The sequence below is a fragment of the Paenibacillus sp. BC26 genome, from assembly GCF_900116125.1.
GTDB classification, from domain to species: Bacteria; Bacillota; Bacilli; order Paenibacillales; family Paenibacillaceae; genus Paenibacillus_Z; species Paenibacillus_Z lignilyticus.
The window spans coordinates 1,543,404-1,558,742 of the sequence record NZ_FPAD01000001.1 but is presented as its reverse complement, the minus strand read 5'-3'; the positions used below and the strand labels follow the sequence as shown (position 1 = coordinate 1,558,742).

Genomic DNA, 15,339 nt, shown 5'->3' with positions numbered 1-15,339 from the left:
GCCGCCTGACGGACAGCCTATATGGCCTAAATGTATTCGGACAAACTGCAAAATATCCCAGCTTGGGACTTAAGTTTTTGTCTCGAATATGGCATGATAGTGAAATGAAACAGAAACAAAGGGGATAAAGAGCATCATGGCCTTAGATGGAATCGTTACACGCGCCGTCACGCATGACCTGCAAACCTTAATCGGTGCGCGCATTTATAAAATACATCAGCCCACTTCACATGACCTGGTCTTACAAATACGAGGGAACGGTGCACAGGGCAAGCTGCTCCTGTCGGCCAACCCAACCTATCCGCGTGTCCACTGGACTGAACAGACGTATATCAATCCGCTGGAAGCGCCGATGTTCTGTATGCTGCTTCGCAAATATTGCGAGGGCGGTGTCATTGAAGCGGTACGTCAAGTCGGCAATGAGCGAATCATCCACTTCGATATCCGTCAGCGGGACGAGCTCGGCGATATGTTCTATAAACGAATCGTGATCGAACTGATGGGGCGCCACAGTAATATTATTTTGGTGGATGTGGCTTCGGAGACGATTCATGACGGTATTCATCATGTTACGCCCGCGATCAGCAGCTTCCGCGTCATTATGCCCGGCACTGCCTATGTAGCGCCGCCTGAACAGGGGAAGGATGACCCGCTGTCCGTTCACAATGTCGAGCATTTCACGCAATCGCTGGTTAATGCGGCTGATACGCTGCTTAACCCGCCGGTTCCGGACGAGGATAGCATCCACTTCGGTACAGCACCAAAGCCGCTTCCGCCTAGCTCCCTCACTGCGGATAAGCTGCTGGTCGCGGCGTTTAGCGGGATCAGCCCATTGCTTGCCAAAGAGCTGGTCTATCGTGCGTCAAACAGCAGCATGGAACGTGTTTATGAGCCTATCGAAGAGGTGAACCTTACAGCGCAACTGCTCTGGCCGGCATTCCGCGATATGATGCAGCAATTCACGGAGCATAAGTACGAGCCGCAGCTTGTCACGATGTCGGGCAACGGCAAAGCTTCTTTCTCCGTCACCGATCTCTCCCATGTAACCGGTGAGAAGACGGAATATCCATCCGTTAGCGCCTTGCTGGAAGCCTTCTACGGCGATAAAGCGCTGCGCGATACGGTGAAGCAGCGTGTTTCGGATCTGATTCGTTTCCTCCAGAATGAGAGAAACAAGAATGAGAAGAAACTGGAGAAGCTGGAAGAAACGCTTCGAGAAGCGAGCGACGCCGATCATTTGCGCATTCTCGGTGAGCTGCTGACGACAAACCTGCATACTTTGAAGCGCGGAGACAGTTCCTTGGAAACGGTCAATTATTACGACGAAGAGCAGCCGACGATCACCATTGCGCTTGATCCTCAGCTTACGCCTTCTCAGAATGCGCAGCGGTACTTCAAGAAATATACGAAGTATCGAAACAGTCTCACAATCGTTGCCGAGCAGATGCAGCGAACGCGCGAGGAGATTCAATATTTGGTTTCGCTGCTTCAACAGCTTGAGAGCGCATCGTTGTCGGATATAGACGAAATTCGCGACGAGCTCGCCGAACAAGGCTATATGCGCGCTCGCGAGAAGCGCGGTGCGAAGAAGAAGAAACCGAAGCAGCCTGCTCTGCTATGTTATACGTCATCTGAAGGCGTGGCCATCTATGTGGGCAAGAACAACACGCAGAATGATTTCTTAACGAATAAGACCGCGGCTCCGAATGACACCTGGCTGCACACCAAAGATATTCCCGGCTCCCATGTGGTCATTCGCGGCACGGCTTTCAATGATCAAACCTTGGAAGAAGCCGCGATGCTCGCCGCTCATTTCAGCCAAGCCAAATCCTCCAGCTCCGTGCCTGTCGATTACACGCTGATTCGTCACGTGAAGAAGCCAAGCGGTGCGAAGCCGGGGTACGTTATCTACGATCATCAGAAGACATTGTTTATCACGCCGGATGAACAGCGCTTGAAAGACCTGCCTTCCCACATCAAAGCATAGACTGCCGGACATAAGCAAAGAAAGGGGTTATCTCACCTGCCGAATTTACGCCGGCATGGCTCTGATAACCCCTTTTCTTATTCCCTGCCAATCCTGCTTGTCATGACAACTTCGCGGATATATTGACTGCAGAAACATGCTTTGCAGTCGTACAACTCGCCGCGTTCAAACTTCTCTCCAAGCTCAAGCAGCGCTGGCCTAATCACTTGTGAAACCAACTGTTCCATGGAATGAAGAGCTCTCACTTGTCGATACACCTGATCTGCGCCGCGCAGATCTACTTTATCCAAGTAGTGCATCAGAATATCCACCGGACCTCCGGAATCCACTGCTGCTTTTACTGCGGAGAATCCTCTTAACTCCTCCGAGCCTGAGCCGGAGTCGACCATATTCCGCTTCCGCTCCGCAACCGCCATACCAATTGGTCTGCCTTCTTCGACCCGGGATTTCAACCAACGAATGATTTCAATATCCTGCGCTGTATAACCGCGATAGCCGTTAGGCATGCGCAGCGGACTCACCGCCTCATATCTCTTCTCCCACTTCCTGATGAGCTGCGTAGACAGCCCCGTCAGCAAGGAGACTTCTTTGATTGTGTAAAGCCCGTCAATCATGGCATCTACCTCCGTGAAGGATTGAGTTGACTCAGTACGTCCAACGGGGCAGTTTTGCTTCCCATTGCGCCGTGAAATACGACGCCTTGGCGTTCGCCGTGAAAATCGGATCCTCCGGTAACGATCAGATTATATTGTGATGCCAGCTTTAGATATCGCTCTTCATCTTCGGCCGAGTGATCCGGATGATAGACCTCGATTCCCTTTGCCCCTTGCTTAATGATCGACTCCACAAGCACATCGTTACCATAGATTCCGGGATGCGCAATAACACTAGTTCCGCCTGCTTCGCGAATCCATTCCAATGCTTCAAAAGGATGCAGTCTCGGCGGGTTGGCATAAGCTGCGCCGTCTTCCCCGAGGTACCTGTCGAAAGCCTCCTGCATCGTGCTGACATAGGCTTTGGCTACAAGCACTGCCGCGATATGAGGACGACCGATCGAGCCGCTATCCTTCCCTTGCGCACGAGCCGCTTCCATGACTTCTTCCATCGTTATGGGGAGACCGAGTTCACATAACTTAGCAATAATCATAATGTTTCGCTGATCTCGGGTATCACCCAGCGATGCTAATTTCGTTTTCCAAACTGCTGTATCCCAGTTAATGTAATATCCCAGTATATGTATGTCGCGTCCTTCTGCGACAGTACTTATTTCTACGCCGGGCACCACCGTAATTCCAAGCCGCTCTCCCGCTTCGAGCGCTTCGGCCAGTCCATCCACAGTGTCATGGTCTGTGATCGCAATGGCTCCAAGGCCGCGGGCCTTAGCCATCTCAACATTATCCGCCGGCCGCTGCATGCCGTCGGAAGCCGTTGTATGCGTGTGCAAATCTGCACGAAGACGCATTACAGCCATTGATTTAAATCTCTTTCTCTCAAGAAGCTGAGGAAGGTCACCGCAGATATCGGCAGCAGCGCCGATTTCAAGAAGATGGAATAAAACTGCCGTTTAAATCGAACATCCCTTATCGGGATCGTCTTGATTAAACCTAAGGCAACTTCATGTTTGATGGAAGAGCTCGATACAAAGGAAATGCCAAGTCCAGCCTCCACGGCGGACTTTACGGCTCCCGTACTGCCAAGCTCCATGACGATCTTCATTTCTGACAGATCCATGTTCTTCACTCTGAGCTGTTCTTCCATCACAAGACGAGTACCCGAGCCTTGCTCACGCAGGACGAACGGATAGCTCATCACTTCCTCCAGATCGACGATTTCCGCATCTGCAAGAGGGTGCGACTTGCCAACAATGAGCTGCAGCTCATCGCTCATGACCGCTTCCATATGCATGTCCGGATGATTGACCGGCGCTTCAATCAACCCGAAATTCAACTGGTGATTGACGATTTCTTCCATGATCTGCGCCGTATTCATTACTTTCATGCTTATGGAGATATGCGGGTATTCCTGTCCGAACGGCCCCAGCAGGCGCGGCAAAATATATTCGCCAATCGTTAAGCTGGCTCCGAGCTGCAGCCTGCCTTTGAGCTGCGTCGTAAATTTGGACATTTGGACGTCCGTGTCGCGTATCAAATCGATGCTGCGCTGGGCATAAGGCATCAGGGCACGCCCTGCTTCCGTTAATTCGATTCGCTTCGTGGAACGTTGAAGCAGCTTCGTGCCGAAATAATCTTCGAGCGACTGCACCTGCATCGTCACGGCTGGCTGAGTCATATGCAGCGCTTGCGCGGCCGCCGAGAAGCTCCCGCGTTCTGCGACCGTATAGAAAATATGGAGTTGATGAAAATTGAGCGCCATGAAGGGCATCCCTTCCTTTCTGTTACCACTCATTATACAACAAACTGTGGCGAAAACTCGCTCTCAAATTAAAAAGCATGAGCGCGAACACTCATGCTTTTTCTATAATTGAGAAATATTATTTCCGTTTCCTACTATTTTTAATTAATGTCATTCTTCTGGAATGTCTGAGCCAAGAGTAATAGGACTTCAAGTCACGTAGTTCAATAGTCTCAGACATTCGGCCGAGAAACGTGACTACAATCATCTTGTGCAGCGGGTTCCCGGTCAAATCGGTTTCTTTCTCCAGCACTGCAAACTCGGCAACGAAAACGAGATCGTCATCGATCAGGTACACATCCTGCTCATTCCGGTAATAAGGCTCAATTCTCCCTTGTTTCAAGCATTGCCACATATAGTCCGCAATATCTTCAAAGCCGGTCTTAGCGCTTTCAACGCGATCTGACCATCGGCTCTTGGCATGGTTCGTGATGACGATATCTGCCACTTTCTTGTCCCCAAGCACGACGTGGAACGACTCATATGTGTTCCATCTATCCGTCATCTTGTCTTTCATCGCGATCCACCCCTCCTCCCCGGCAGTAGGCCTTATGATCTATATGTACTTTCCATTTAATTGTAGCATGCCTGTCACATTTTTCAATATTAAAATAAAGTCTCACCAAAAATGTAATTATATGGCTGTTATAAATATAGGAAAAAGCCCCAACTGCAATTACAGTCAGGGCTTCTTCTTCCTACAAACTATAGAATCGTGTCTTGTCCGGCACGCCTTGCGTATACTCGGTCTTAATTTCATTCCGGTATGAACGTTCGATTCGCTTCACGAACGGCAGGCGCCCCATGTTGCGAACGACCTCGTCAGCGCGGTCTGCGTTCATGTACATGACTACATAGTGCATCTTGCGAGACATGTAATGCACTGTGCCATATTTCTCCAGCGAACGGGCAGCCTTGAGATCACTGACCCATACAATATATCCGACGCGTTCCGAAAACATGCAAGCTCCCCCGTTTCCCTCTCTTTGCTTATCCGCAGCCCCCGCTGCTGCAGCTGCAAGAACCGCCGCTGCCACAGCTGCCGCCACCCTTCGGAAGCGGATCGTTGCTCGGCACCTTAATCGTTTCCGAGACCGAGCTCGCGATTTGCTTGGCAATTTCGTGCAGCAAATCATCGACCTGCTGCTCAGCGGCCTTAAATCGGCTGACGCATTCAATCTCATTCAATTGCCGCTGAATCGCTTCCACTTTATCTTTAGCGGCATTGAAATCCGGATGAAAACGTCCGAACCGCTCGCAATCGACGAACTGCTCTTTCGCTTTATCGAATTGCTTGACGAGCTGATGGACTTGCTCATCTTGATCTACTACTGTCTTCCAATATGCATATTCGGCCACTTCAACCGATTGGTTTACCATATCGCCAATTTCATAGGCGTTTAATAACAGCTGTCCCATATCAAGCGAGGAATGATCATTCATTTCAAGCTCTATAGGGTCTGATAATGGCATGGTTTGCATGATATCCGCCCCTTTATGAACACTTGGCTTGTGCCTAATTGTTATCATACCATATCAATCACCGAAAAAGGTAGAGGAAGGCAGTAGCCCTACGTTAAAAACTACCAATTTCAGTTGGAAGAACAAGCATCATTTCCTGCCACATCTCTGGCAAAAGGTTTGCGGGAGCATAACTTTCCTCAAGGACAAAATGTCCCATCACACTCCAACAGCCATCCACATCCACGATGCGTTCGGGAACAAACGGCTTTACAGCGCCCTCACAGCTTAGTTTAACCGGAGTGCGCCAGCTTAACGCCAGTTCCATCAGTTCCCTACGAGTGGAGCTGTGATACGCTCTGAACTGCTTCAGCCACATAGTCGGCACATCCTCAATGCCGCTGAACATGGCTTTCAAAGGCTGCCTTTCGGTTAACAACCCATAGGTCTGCACGACATTGCCATTTTGAATCAACGGTAGTGGTTCTATGGATTCAATAAGGTCTACGGCTTTAATCGGTTTGTTCCCAAGATGTTCGCCAGTAGCTGCGAATGCTTGCATGATGATGGCCCGAACGGTTACAGGCAATGCTTCCCCTGATGCGGTCTCCAAGAAACCAATTACCCCTTCACCGGCCTCATGAAGCAGCGCCTCTTGTTTAAAGCCGCGAGAATCCAGCCGATACACCGCTATGTGGTCGGTACGTTTCCGCGTTACCAACTGTTCAATCTGCCAGATTGTACGGTATGCGCAATCACTGGGAACATAGACATCGCCATCCGGCGTAATTTGCACCTGGCCCTCAAGTCTGGCTTGCCCCTCCAACAAAGCATCGCCAGTCTTGAAGGCGCTTGGGGGAATGAGCCAACGGAGTACTTTGCCGCCCTGTTCGTCGAACGCAGCTTCCATCCACCCTAACGCGCATAACAAACCGCACCAAGCGGGAATGGCTGAAGGCTGAGGTTTAGCGAGGAATTCTTGGCGAAGCATGTGCTGTACATCTAAATCCGTGATTCGAAACCACCGATAAGGAGGCAGCATGCAAAGCGATGCCATTCCTGTCGCTGCTGATGGACTTCTCTCCAGAAAAATCCCGATAATCTGCTTAAGCAGCTCCGTTTCCCGCTCCAATGGCTCGCATTCAAGCCAACCGTTCCACCTATCTTCGTGGATGGCGTACGAGTTCTGCAGTTCTTGCAGCCACTGATTTTTCCGGGCGATATCGAGAAAAAATGCCAGCTGCAGCGGATAAACCTCTCCGGATGCCGCAAGCGATAATTCAGCGACTGCGTTCAGTTGACTGCTGTCTACGGCAAGCTGCTCCGTGCATTTTAAGATCGTGCGTTTCGTCAGGATGCCTTTCGCCGTTCGTTTCATACCGGTATGGAGCAGCTCTGCCATCACATGTAAGCATTGAAGGCTTAGAGGCGGCGTATAACCGCTCTCCTCCATGGAGACGATATGCCTTGATTCAATCTCCATCGGAACAGGTAGGATCTCGGACCTGCGCTTATGCTGCATGCTGATCATCGTTTCGTACCAGGTAAGATACATATCGCTCGGCAGCAGATATTGCTTCTCTCCCCAGCCCTTGCGCACTGCAAAGATTATTCCCGCATCCATGAGCTGAAGCAGTCCATGGCGCAATTCCGCTCCCGCTACTCCCGAACGAGCTGCAAGGAGCAACTGCTCCTCGCTAAACGGCAACGGACCGAACGCGCAGAGCACTACCTCTAAAGCAATCGCAGCTTGCTTCGATAAAGCCGCCCATGCTGATTCAGAGCCCGATCGGCTCAACATGACACTAGGCCATGTTTCAGCCTCACTCAAATGCCAAACGGGACAAGCGCTAATTTCCCCGATTTGCGTTTCAGTAAGGCGATTCACGATTTCCTGAACCTTCACAGCGCGGCCTCCCGAAGACCCTCAATCGACTTTTCTTGCAATAACTGCTCCATATCTGACCATTCGTGAAGTGCATACCTGTAGCCTTGTTCGAGCAGGAAGAGCTGTCTTCTGCTTGCATAGTCCGTTTCTTTGGTTCCCTGGGATACAATCGTGTAGAACCAGGCTTGGTTATCCCCGCGCTTCGGACGAAGGATCCGGCCGATCCGTTGCGCTTCCTCTTGGCGCGAACCGTAGCTTCCCGATACTTGAATGGCTACTGCGGCATCAGGCAGGTCAACGGCAAAGTTGGCCACCTTCGAAACGACCAGAACCGGAATTTTTCCGGCCTTGAATGCTTCATATAGCACTGCGCGCTCTTCATGCGGCAGCTCGCCGGTTAAGACAGGTACGCCTAATTCCTCGGCCAGCGAATGCAATTGCGTTAAATATTGACCGATAACGAGCGCCGGCTTCCCTTCATGGAATTGAAGCAGCTCTCGAACAACTTTGATTTTGGTTCTGTTCTCGCCTGCTATTCTTACTTTCTCCTTCTCGGTAGCTGCGACATACCGTTCAACTTCCTCATGAGCCAGAGGCAGCCGAATTTCCGTGCATGCTAACGATGCGATCCACTGACGGGACTCCAGCGTCTTCCAAGGCAGGTCAAAGCGCTTCGGGCCAATTAACGAGAATACATCTTCCTCATGGCCATCCTCGCGCACGAGAGTCGCCGTTAAGCCCAGACGGCGCGTCGCCTGTAAGTCCGCCGTCATGCGAAACACCGGGGCAGGGAGCAAATGTACCTCATCGTAGATGATTAGCCCCCAATTCCGCTCCCCGAACAGTCTCATATTGCTGTATTCATCGCCTTTTCGCCGGCGGCTGGTCAGAATTTGATAGGTGGCTATCGTGACGGGACGTACTTCTTTGGCTGCCGCCGCATACGTTCCGATTTCCTGATCGGTTAACGTCGTCTTATCGATAAGCTCCGCTTTCCACTGGTTAACCGAAGTCACGTTGGACGTCAGAATTAACGTGTCACAGTGCAATCGAGCAAGCGCCGCAATGCCGATAATCGTCTTGCCCGCGCCGCAAGGCAGCACAAGTACGCCGCTCCCGCCATCAGCTTGACCTTCGCGGTAGAACAGATTAACGGCCCGTTCCTGATAATCGCGCAATTGAAATGATTTCCCGCTCACGGATTTCTCCCGAATTTCCACATCGAGCGCTTCACCATGCCGATACCCGGCCAAATCGATAACCGGATACCCCAAACGTATGAGCTCCTGCTTGAGCAATCCTCTGGCTTCCAGCCGGACTGCTCTCTTCTCTTCGCTGCCGGCAGGCAGCAGAAATGCAGAGATTGTCTTATTCAAACTAAGCAGCTTCAGCAATTCCTCCTCACCCAGCAGCAGCAGCTCTCCTTCTGTCGTTTGCTGCAGCATGAGCTTGCCATATCGATCTGCCAGCTTTCTTATCCCGCTTGTCACTTGAAGCGGAATCTCGTAGCAGCTATGTTCCGTGAGTACTTGAATCATATCCTGAGGCGTCATCCCTGTGGAAGCTGCGTTCCAGAGCGACATCGGCGTAATTCGGTACGTATGTAGATGTCCGGGCCTTTTCACCAGATCGGCGAACCGGCTTAGCTGTTCCCTGGCTGCTTCCGCATCCTGATGCCTTTCATCAAGAAGCACGGTAAAATCAGCCTGGACACATAAGGGGCGAAGCTCGCGTTTATACATCCCATCATCTCCTTGACTCGCGCATTTGGCATGCATGTCGCCTAATGTTTCTTCCCTCAGTATTGAAAGTTTCCTGCCTGATTATGCATACAAAAAAAAAGCGATTCGGCAGTTAATGCCAAATCGCTTATTCTCCCTCTAATGGACAATCGTTTGCTGCTCATTATGCAGCTCCTGCGAAATGCTGCTGAGTGCATCGCCCGCCTCATCGACGAATACTTCTCGAACCGCCAGGTCGCCGATCGCCACAATTCCGACCAAATCCCCATTCTCGACCACAGGCAGACGGCGAATTTGATGGGAAGCCATCAGTTTGCCCGCTTCATCTACCGTCGTCTTCGCATCGATCGTCACGACATCCTTTGTGATGACCTCCGCTACTGCCGTGGAACCGGAATGTTTCTCGGCGTAGCCGCGAACGACCAAGTCGCGGTCCGTTACAACGCCAATTAATTTCTTCCCGTCCACGATGGGGACAAAGCCGATATTATGATCCTTCATCAACACGGCAAGCTCATACACATTATCCAGCAGTGTGGCAGTCACACAGTCGGTAGACATTAATTCCTTCACCAGTCGCGCCATAATTGCAGTTCCCTCCTTGATGAATCGCACGAACACGTTCGACGTATGCATGGACTTCAACACTAGGGTTGCCGTTTGCCGACTTTTTATGAATGAAGCAATGACGTTCTTACGCTTGTGCCGCAAAATCCTCCGCCATCGCAATCATGAGCTTCGCCGCTTTCAGCATCGCCCGTTCGTCCAAATCGAACTTCGGATGGTGATGCGGATAAGTAGCCCCGCAATCTTCGTTGCCGGCGCCTACGAACATGAAGCAGCCCGGAACTTCGCGCAAATAGTAGGTGAAGTCCTCCCCGGCCATAATCAGCGGGGATTCCTGTACACCTTCATTGCCAAATACCTCTGGTGCCACCTTGAAGAATCGTGCTGCTTCTTCCGGATCATTTACAACGGGAGGATAACCGTCCCGGTACTCCAGCTCTGCCGTAGCGCCGTAAATCGCCGCAGTTTGTGTTACGATCGTTCTCAGCCTGCCTTGAATAAAAGACCGGACCTCATCGGTGAACGTACGAACTGTCCCCGTCATCCGACACCGTTCCGCAATGACATTGGCCGTCGAGCCTGCGTGGATCGACCCGATCGACACAACGGCAGGATCTAACGGGTTTACGTTTCGGCTTACGATCGACTGAATCGCTTGTACAATGGCCGATGCGACTAATACTGCATCGACGGTTTCATGCGGCAATCCGCCATGTCCGCCTTTGCCGGTAATGTCGATATAAATTTCATCCGGCGCTGCCATGAACGGCCCCGGCTTCGTTGCGGCCAGACCGTAAGGAAGCGGTGTCCAGAGATGTACGCCATAGATAGCATCAACGCCGTCGAGCGCCCCGCCCGCGATCATCCCCATCGCTCCACCGGGCGATACTTCTTCGGCAGGCTGGAAGATCAATCTTCTTTCCCCTGCAAAATGCTCTTTATTCTCACTATAGAAGCGGGCAATGGCAAGCATCGTTGCTGTATGCGCGTCATGACCGCAAGCATGCATAACACCGGGTACCTTCGAAATGTACGCCGTTTGTTTCTCATCTTGGATGGGGAGTGCATCGATATCGGTTCGAAGTGCAACTACCGGTCCCGGCTTATCGCCATATATGGAAGCGACCAATCCGTAACCTCCGCCGACTCTCGTCTTCACTTCACAGCCTATCTCTGCCAGCTGCTGCTCGATCCAGCGAGATGTTTCCTTCTCATGAAAAGATAATTCCGGATGCTGATGCATATACCTGCGCCACTGCACCATATTCGGATAGACAGTTTGCAGCTGTGCTTCCATCTTGTTTGTTATACTCACGCTTACAAACCCCCTCGCTCACAATTGACTTACGCTCTATTGTACCAGAATGAGAGAGTGAACTGAAATTTGTTTTTTGGCGATTTCAGGCAACATTTTTCGTAAATATGTCACTTTTTGCGCCTTGAGGCAACGGGAGTTAGGCTTGCACTGGTGCATGAAAAATACTATCATGAATAAGAAGAAAACCTGTTCTGAAGCTTGAAGGAGGATCACCCTATGATTATTGAGAATACAGGCCTGAACGGCATGACTAGCGAACTCGCGCACCTTGACGAGTCGGCGGAGAAGCTTGGCTTTGTTCGCTGGCAATGGGAATATTACCGCGCTACGTACGACCTGAAGCTGGAAGACCGCACAAATCGTGAAGAATACTTCCTGCGCTTCAATGTCCGCGCAATTGAAGGTAAGCTGGAGTCCTCTCACGCTGTGCTGCAAGTGGAATCCGTTTATATCGGACGAGCTACGTTCCCGCATGGTCTGGACTATGAATCGCCTGTTCCTCAGCCGATTCTGAATGCGGCAACTCAACGTCTGCAAGAATTGAAGAAATCGCTTGCCTAGTTGGCTATGAAGCCACAAACGACGAAAACAAAGACACTCGGCCTGCGCGGCAGGCCGGATTTCTTGCTTCTGGTGCTCACGCTGCTGTTAGTCGGCTTTGGTCTTGTTATGGTGTTCAGCGCAAGTTCAAACACGGCTGTGATTTCGAAAACTTCGAATTTCGACGCCTTGTATTATACGAAGCGACAGCTGATGTGGGCCGTCTTAGGAACGATCTCGATGTTCGTAGTGATGAACATCCCCTATACCGTGTTCAAAAAAGGCTTCATCCTCTACTTCATCCCCGTAATGATTACGCTCATTTTGGTCCCTTTCGTCGGCAAAGAATTAAACGGTGCTCAAAGCTGGCTCTATATCGGGCCGATCGGCATTCAGCCCACCGAATTCGTCAAGCTGGGTCTCATCCTTTATTTAGGCTCACTGATTGCCAAGAAAGGCGAGAAGTTTAGAGATTTCAAAAAAGGGCTTGTCCCGGTCTTCATCATTATCGGAATCATTTGCTTAATCATCATGATGCAGCCCGATTTGGGTGCTTGTATCGTTATCGGTGCTTGCTCCATCATTATCATCGTTGCAGGCGGAGCCAACCTAAAGCAATTATTTCTCGCAGGCATTATTATTTGTTCCGTTGTCGCATCCTGGGCCAGCATTTCAATCATGAATGATCATGATGATTGGCAGTACCGGATCAACCGTTTCACGGCATTTATGGATCCGCTATCAGATGAACAGAACAGCACCTTTCACTTATCGCGCTCTCTGCAAGCGCTTGGGCACGGCGGCATTACCGGCGCTGGCTTCGGGCACAGCGTACAGAAGCTGAAATATTTGCCTTATCCCTACAGTGACTTCATCTTCTCCATCATCGCCGAAGAATTCGGCTTTATCGGAAGTCTGCTCTTCCTGCTCTTCTATTTATTTTTCCTCTGGCGAGGTTTACTCGTTGCCGTTCGATGTCCGGATAGCTATGGTACCATCGTCGGGGTCGGCATCGTCGGGTTGTTCGCCGTTCAAACACTCGTTAACATCGGCGGTGTGACCGGCGCAATTCCGATCACAGGTGTAACGCTCCCGTTTGTCAGCCATGGCGGCTCCTCGCTCATTGTTTCATTGCTAAGCATGGGCATACTGCTCAGCATCTCGCGTGAATATAATAGGCCGGATAAGCCGCAGTCGCCGCAGCAGCAACGCCGCAGTCGATAAAACAAGAAAGGCATGCCCCCACGGGCATGCCTTTCTTGTTCCAATCCATTATTTCAGCCTTGCAAGCTCTTCGATTTCGTCTTCCTTGAAGGCTACGCCTTCAACTTTGATGTTCACTTCAACGACGTGAAGCCCTGTCATGTTCGCAACTGTTTCGCGGACATTCTCCTGCAGTTGACGGCAAACTTCTTGAATAGGAATGCCGTATTTCACGATAATTCTTAAATCGATCGCGGCTTCCAGCTGGCCCACTTCGACCGATACGCCTTTTTGTGCGTTCTTCCCGCTCAGGCGTTTCGCCAGCCCTTCGGAAATACCTCCGGACATAGCAGCAATGCCCGGAGTCTCAAGTGCAGCCAGTCCCGCGATGGTGGCGACTACGTCGTCTGAAATACGTATGATGCCGGTTTGAAGCTCTTCTGTCATGCCACTCACTCCTCGTTCACCTTATGTTTCCATTGTAATGGAACGGAACATCCGAAGCAAGGCAATTACTATGTAGTTTGGTTGTTTCCGGATTATTTAGGAAGCAATCTGAATCGTCTGCTCATCCTGATCCCAACTGACGGTATAACCGAAGCTCTCCCCTACGAATCTTAGCGGAACCATCATATGACCGTTCAACAGTTTGCCCGGCGCATCTAATGTGACGCTTCTTCCATTTACTACAGCCTGCAATTTTCCAATCGTTAACGTAATGACCGTACTGCCTCTCTTAGCCGTAATCGTTCTGCTGCGTACATCATAGTTCACTGTAGCTCCCAGCGCCGTGAACAGTTCTCTCATCGGCAAGTACAGCCTCCCTCGCGCGACAACCGGTTCGATCGACAAACGCAGAGGCTGACCGTCGAGTAACAGCGTTAGCCCTTTATTAGCCTGAGGCTGCTTAACGGAAGTATCCTTGAAGGCTATAATATGACCGCTTGATTGACCGGAGTATACCGTAAAATACGTTCCGCCTTCATCCAGCACGAGTGAGCCGGATGGGTAGCCCGAATCCGGCGTCAACAATATTCGCCAGGATCCGTCTTGATTGACCATTAGAATTCTTCCGAATTCTTGCCAGAACACAATCCGTCCCGCGCTATCCTTGACCGCGTTTCCGGCAACGCCGCCTGTATGTATCGTCTTCAATCGTTTGCCGGTCATATCGAACGATTCGATCTGGTTCCCGGATGGATAATATAACACGCCGTCAATCAATCTCGTCTGTCCGGGATTTGATGGGGAAATCGTTTCCGGCTTGTACAGCATTTGACCTTTATCCGAGACGATGTAAAAGGCTTCTCCACCGACTGCAAAACCGCCGTCAATTGCAAGAGGCGCCTCCCTGAGCACTCCCATTCCGCGAAGCTCAGTTTGCCATAACGGGAACCCATCTTGATCAAAAGCATGCAGGGTGGAAATATCCACATAGGATTTGATGGACCCATCCTCCTGATAGATTTGATACGCCAACGGATCTTTTGCATCGACTTCAACGCGCTGAACCGTCCGCAGGACCACCGTTATACCTGAGCTGGACACGGCCACAGGCGATAATACGCCATCCTCCGTCATTTGGTCCTTCCAAAGCAGCTTTCCTTCACGATCAACCGCATAGACCGTTCCTGTTAAATTCGAGACCGCATAAATCACATCATGATCGACGGTTGGCACGCCGGTCGTCTTATCATTTGGCGGCGCAAATGACCACAGCAGCTCGCCTGTTGCTGCATCCAATGCCCGCAGTGCACCGTCAGCTACATATATACGTTTAGCGCTGTCATCTATGGTCGGCGTTCTCGATGCCAGAGACAAGTAGCGCTGCCATACAATCTTGCCATCCTTGGTGATTGCATATAAGGTGCCTGCTTCATGATCCTCTGAACTGATAACATATAGCAGACCGTTCGCTGACATCTTCAGATTGCCTAAGTATCCGGGAACCGTGATATTCCATTCCTGTCGAATATACGGATCGTTTCCGGGGGAATCCGCAGCTGCCTCCTTGCCCGGTATCAACAGTGTTCCGAGCAGCAGAATAACTGCGATGAATATTCCTCCGACTTTACGTGAGAATAATGAATGATCATACACGAAACTCAGCTCTCCCTTTCCATTACCTGTTATATTATTCCAACATAAATGTCTCCCCCTGAAATTGTCAATCTACTTTGAATGTTGTCGATTACCAAGTTTACACATTCGCCATTTTCAG

The 15,339-nt window shown here is 50.7% G+C and carries 15 protein-coding genes; 3 read left to right on the top strand and 12 right to left on the bottom strand.

Annotated features, from left to right (window positions below; genetic code table 11):
• Positions 1-136 precede the first annotated feature (136 nt).
• On the top strand, positions 137-1,987 hold the full coding sequence (locus BM412_RS06595) for an Rqc2 family fibronectin-binding protein (RefSeq protein WP_091215435.1): 1,851 nt from the start codon (positions 137-139) through the stop codon (positions 1,985-1,987).
• Positions 1,988-2,064: 77 nt separating this feature from the next.
• Here BM412_RS06595 and BM412_RS06590 read toward each other — a convergent pair whose 3' ends face one another.
• The 10 genes from BM412_RS06590 to BM412_RS06545 all read right to left on the bottom strand — a co-directional run bounded on the left by BM412_RS06590 (position 2,065) and on the right by BM412_RS06545 (position 11,372).
• Positions 2,065-2,601 carry a MerR family transcriptional regulator gene (locus BM412_RS06590; protein ID WP_091215433.1) on the bottom strand — a complete coding sequence of 179 codons (537 nt, stop codon included), beginning with the start codon at positions 2,599-2,601 and terminating at the stop codon, positions 2,065-2,067.
• 5 nt (positions 2,602-2,606) lie between these two features.
• On the bottom strand, positions 2,607-3,449 hold the full coding sequence (locus BM412_RS06585; protein ID WP_091220243.1) for a PHP domain-containing protein: 843 nt from the start codon (positions 3,447-3,449) through the stop codon (positions 2,607-2,609).
• A complete protein-coding gene (locus BM412_RS06580; protein WP_091215430.1) occupies positions 3,449-4,360 on the bottom strand; it encodes a selenium metabolism-associated LysR family transcriptional regulator in 912 nt (303 codons plus the stop codon). The genes BM412_RS06585 and BM412_RS06580 overlap by 1 nt, the downstream gene beginning before the upstream one ends.
• Positions 4,361-4,478: 118 nt before the next feature.
• Positions 4,479-4,916 carry a hypothetical protein gene (locus tag BM412_RS06575; protein WP_090978221.1) on the bottom strand — a complete coding sequence of 146 codons (438 nt, stop codon included), beginning with the start codon at positions 4,914-4,916 and terminating at the stop codon, positions 4,479-4,481.
• 181 nt (positions 4,917-5,097) lie between these two features.
• Complete coding sequence (locus BM412_RS06570; protein WP_090635781.1) at positions 5,098-5,361, bottom strand: YlbG family protein; 264 nt, start codon at positions 5,359-5,361, stop codon at positions 5,098-5,100.
• A gap of 28 nt (positions 5,362-5,389) precedes the next feature.
• Positions 5,390-5,881 (bottom strand): YlbF/YmcA family competence regulator, encoded by a 492-nt coding sequence (locus BM412_RS06565; RefSeq protein WP_338044741.1) that lies wholly within the window; start codon positions 5,879-5,881, stop codon positions 5,390-5,392.
• Between the two features lie 94 nt (positions 5,882-5,975).
• The gene (locus tag BM412_RS06560) at positions 5,976-7,766 is read right to left on the bottom strand and encodes a hypothetical protein (RefSeq protein ID WP_091215428.1); all 1,791 of its coding nucleotides are present in this window, start codon (positions 7,764-7,766) and stop codon (positions 5,976-5,978) included.
• Positions 7,763-9,490 (bottom strand): DNA repair helicase XPB, encoded by a 1,728-nt coding sequence (locus tag BM412_RS06555; RefSeq protein ID WP_091215425.1) that lies wholly within the window; start codon positions 9,488-9,490, stop codon positions 7,763-7,765. Before BM412_RS06555 ends, BM412_RS06560 begins: the two co-directional genes overlap by 4 nt.
• Before the next feature lie 138 nt (positions 9,491-9,628).
• Positions 9,629-10,075 (bottom strand): CBS domain-containing protein, encoded by a 447-nt coding sequence (locus tag BM412_RS06550; RefSeq protein WP_091215422.1) that lies wholly within the window; start codon positions 10,073-10,075, stop codon positions 9,629-9,631.
• A 109-nt stretch (positions 10,076-10,184) separates the two neighbouring features.
• On the bottom strand, positions 10,185-11,372 hold the full coding sequence (locus tag BM412_RS06545; RefSeq protein WP_256256153.1) for an amidohydrolase: 1,188 nt from the start codon (positions 11,370-11,372) through the stop codon (positions 10,185-10,187).
• A 219-nt stretch (positions 11,373-11,591) separates the two neighbouring features.
• On the opposite strand from BM412_RS06545, the gene BM412_RS06540 reads away from it, so the two are divergent.
• A complete protein-coding gene (locus BM412_RS06540; protein WP_091215417.1) occupies positions 11,592-11,936 on the top strand; it encodes a YugN family protein in 345 nt (114 codons plus the stop codon).
• Between the two features lie 6 nt (positions 11,937-11,942).
• Positions 11,943-13,139, top strand: coding sequence for a putative lipid II flippase FtsW (gene ftsW / locus BM412_RS06535; protein WP_091220240.1), 1,197 nt, complete (start codon positions 11,943-11,945; stop codon positions 13,137-13,139).
• Positions 13,140-13,187: 48 nt separating this feature from the next.
• Here ftsW and BM412_RS06530 read toward each other — a convergent pair whose 3' ends face one another.
• Together BM412_RS06530 and BM412_RS06525 are read right to left on the bottom strand one after the other, a co-directional pair.
• Complete coding sequence (locus BM412_RS06530; protein ID WP_091215416.1) at positions 13,188-13,565, bottom strand: Asp23/Gls24 family envelope stress response protein; 378 nt, start codon at positions 13,563-13,565, stop codon at positions 13,188-13,190.
• Positions 13,566-13,661: 96 nt separating this feature from the next.
• Positions 13,662-15,218, bottom strand: coding sequence for a stalk domain-containing protein (locus tag BM412_RS06525; protein ID WP_091215414.1), 1,557 nt, complete (start codon positions 15,216-15,218; stop codon positions 13,662-13,664).
• Positions 15,219-15,339 lie beyond the last annotated feature (121 nt).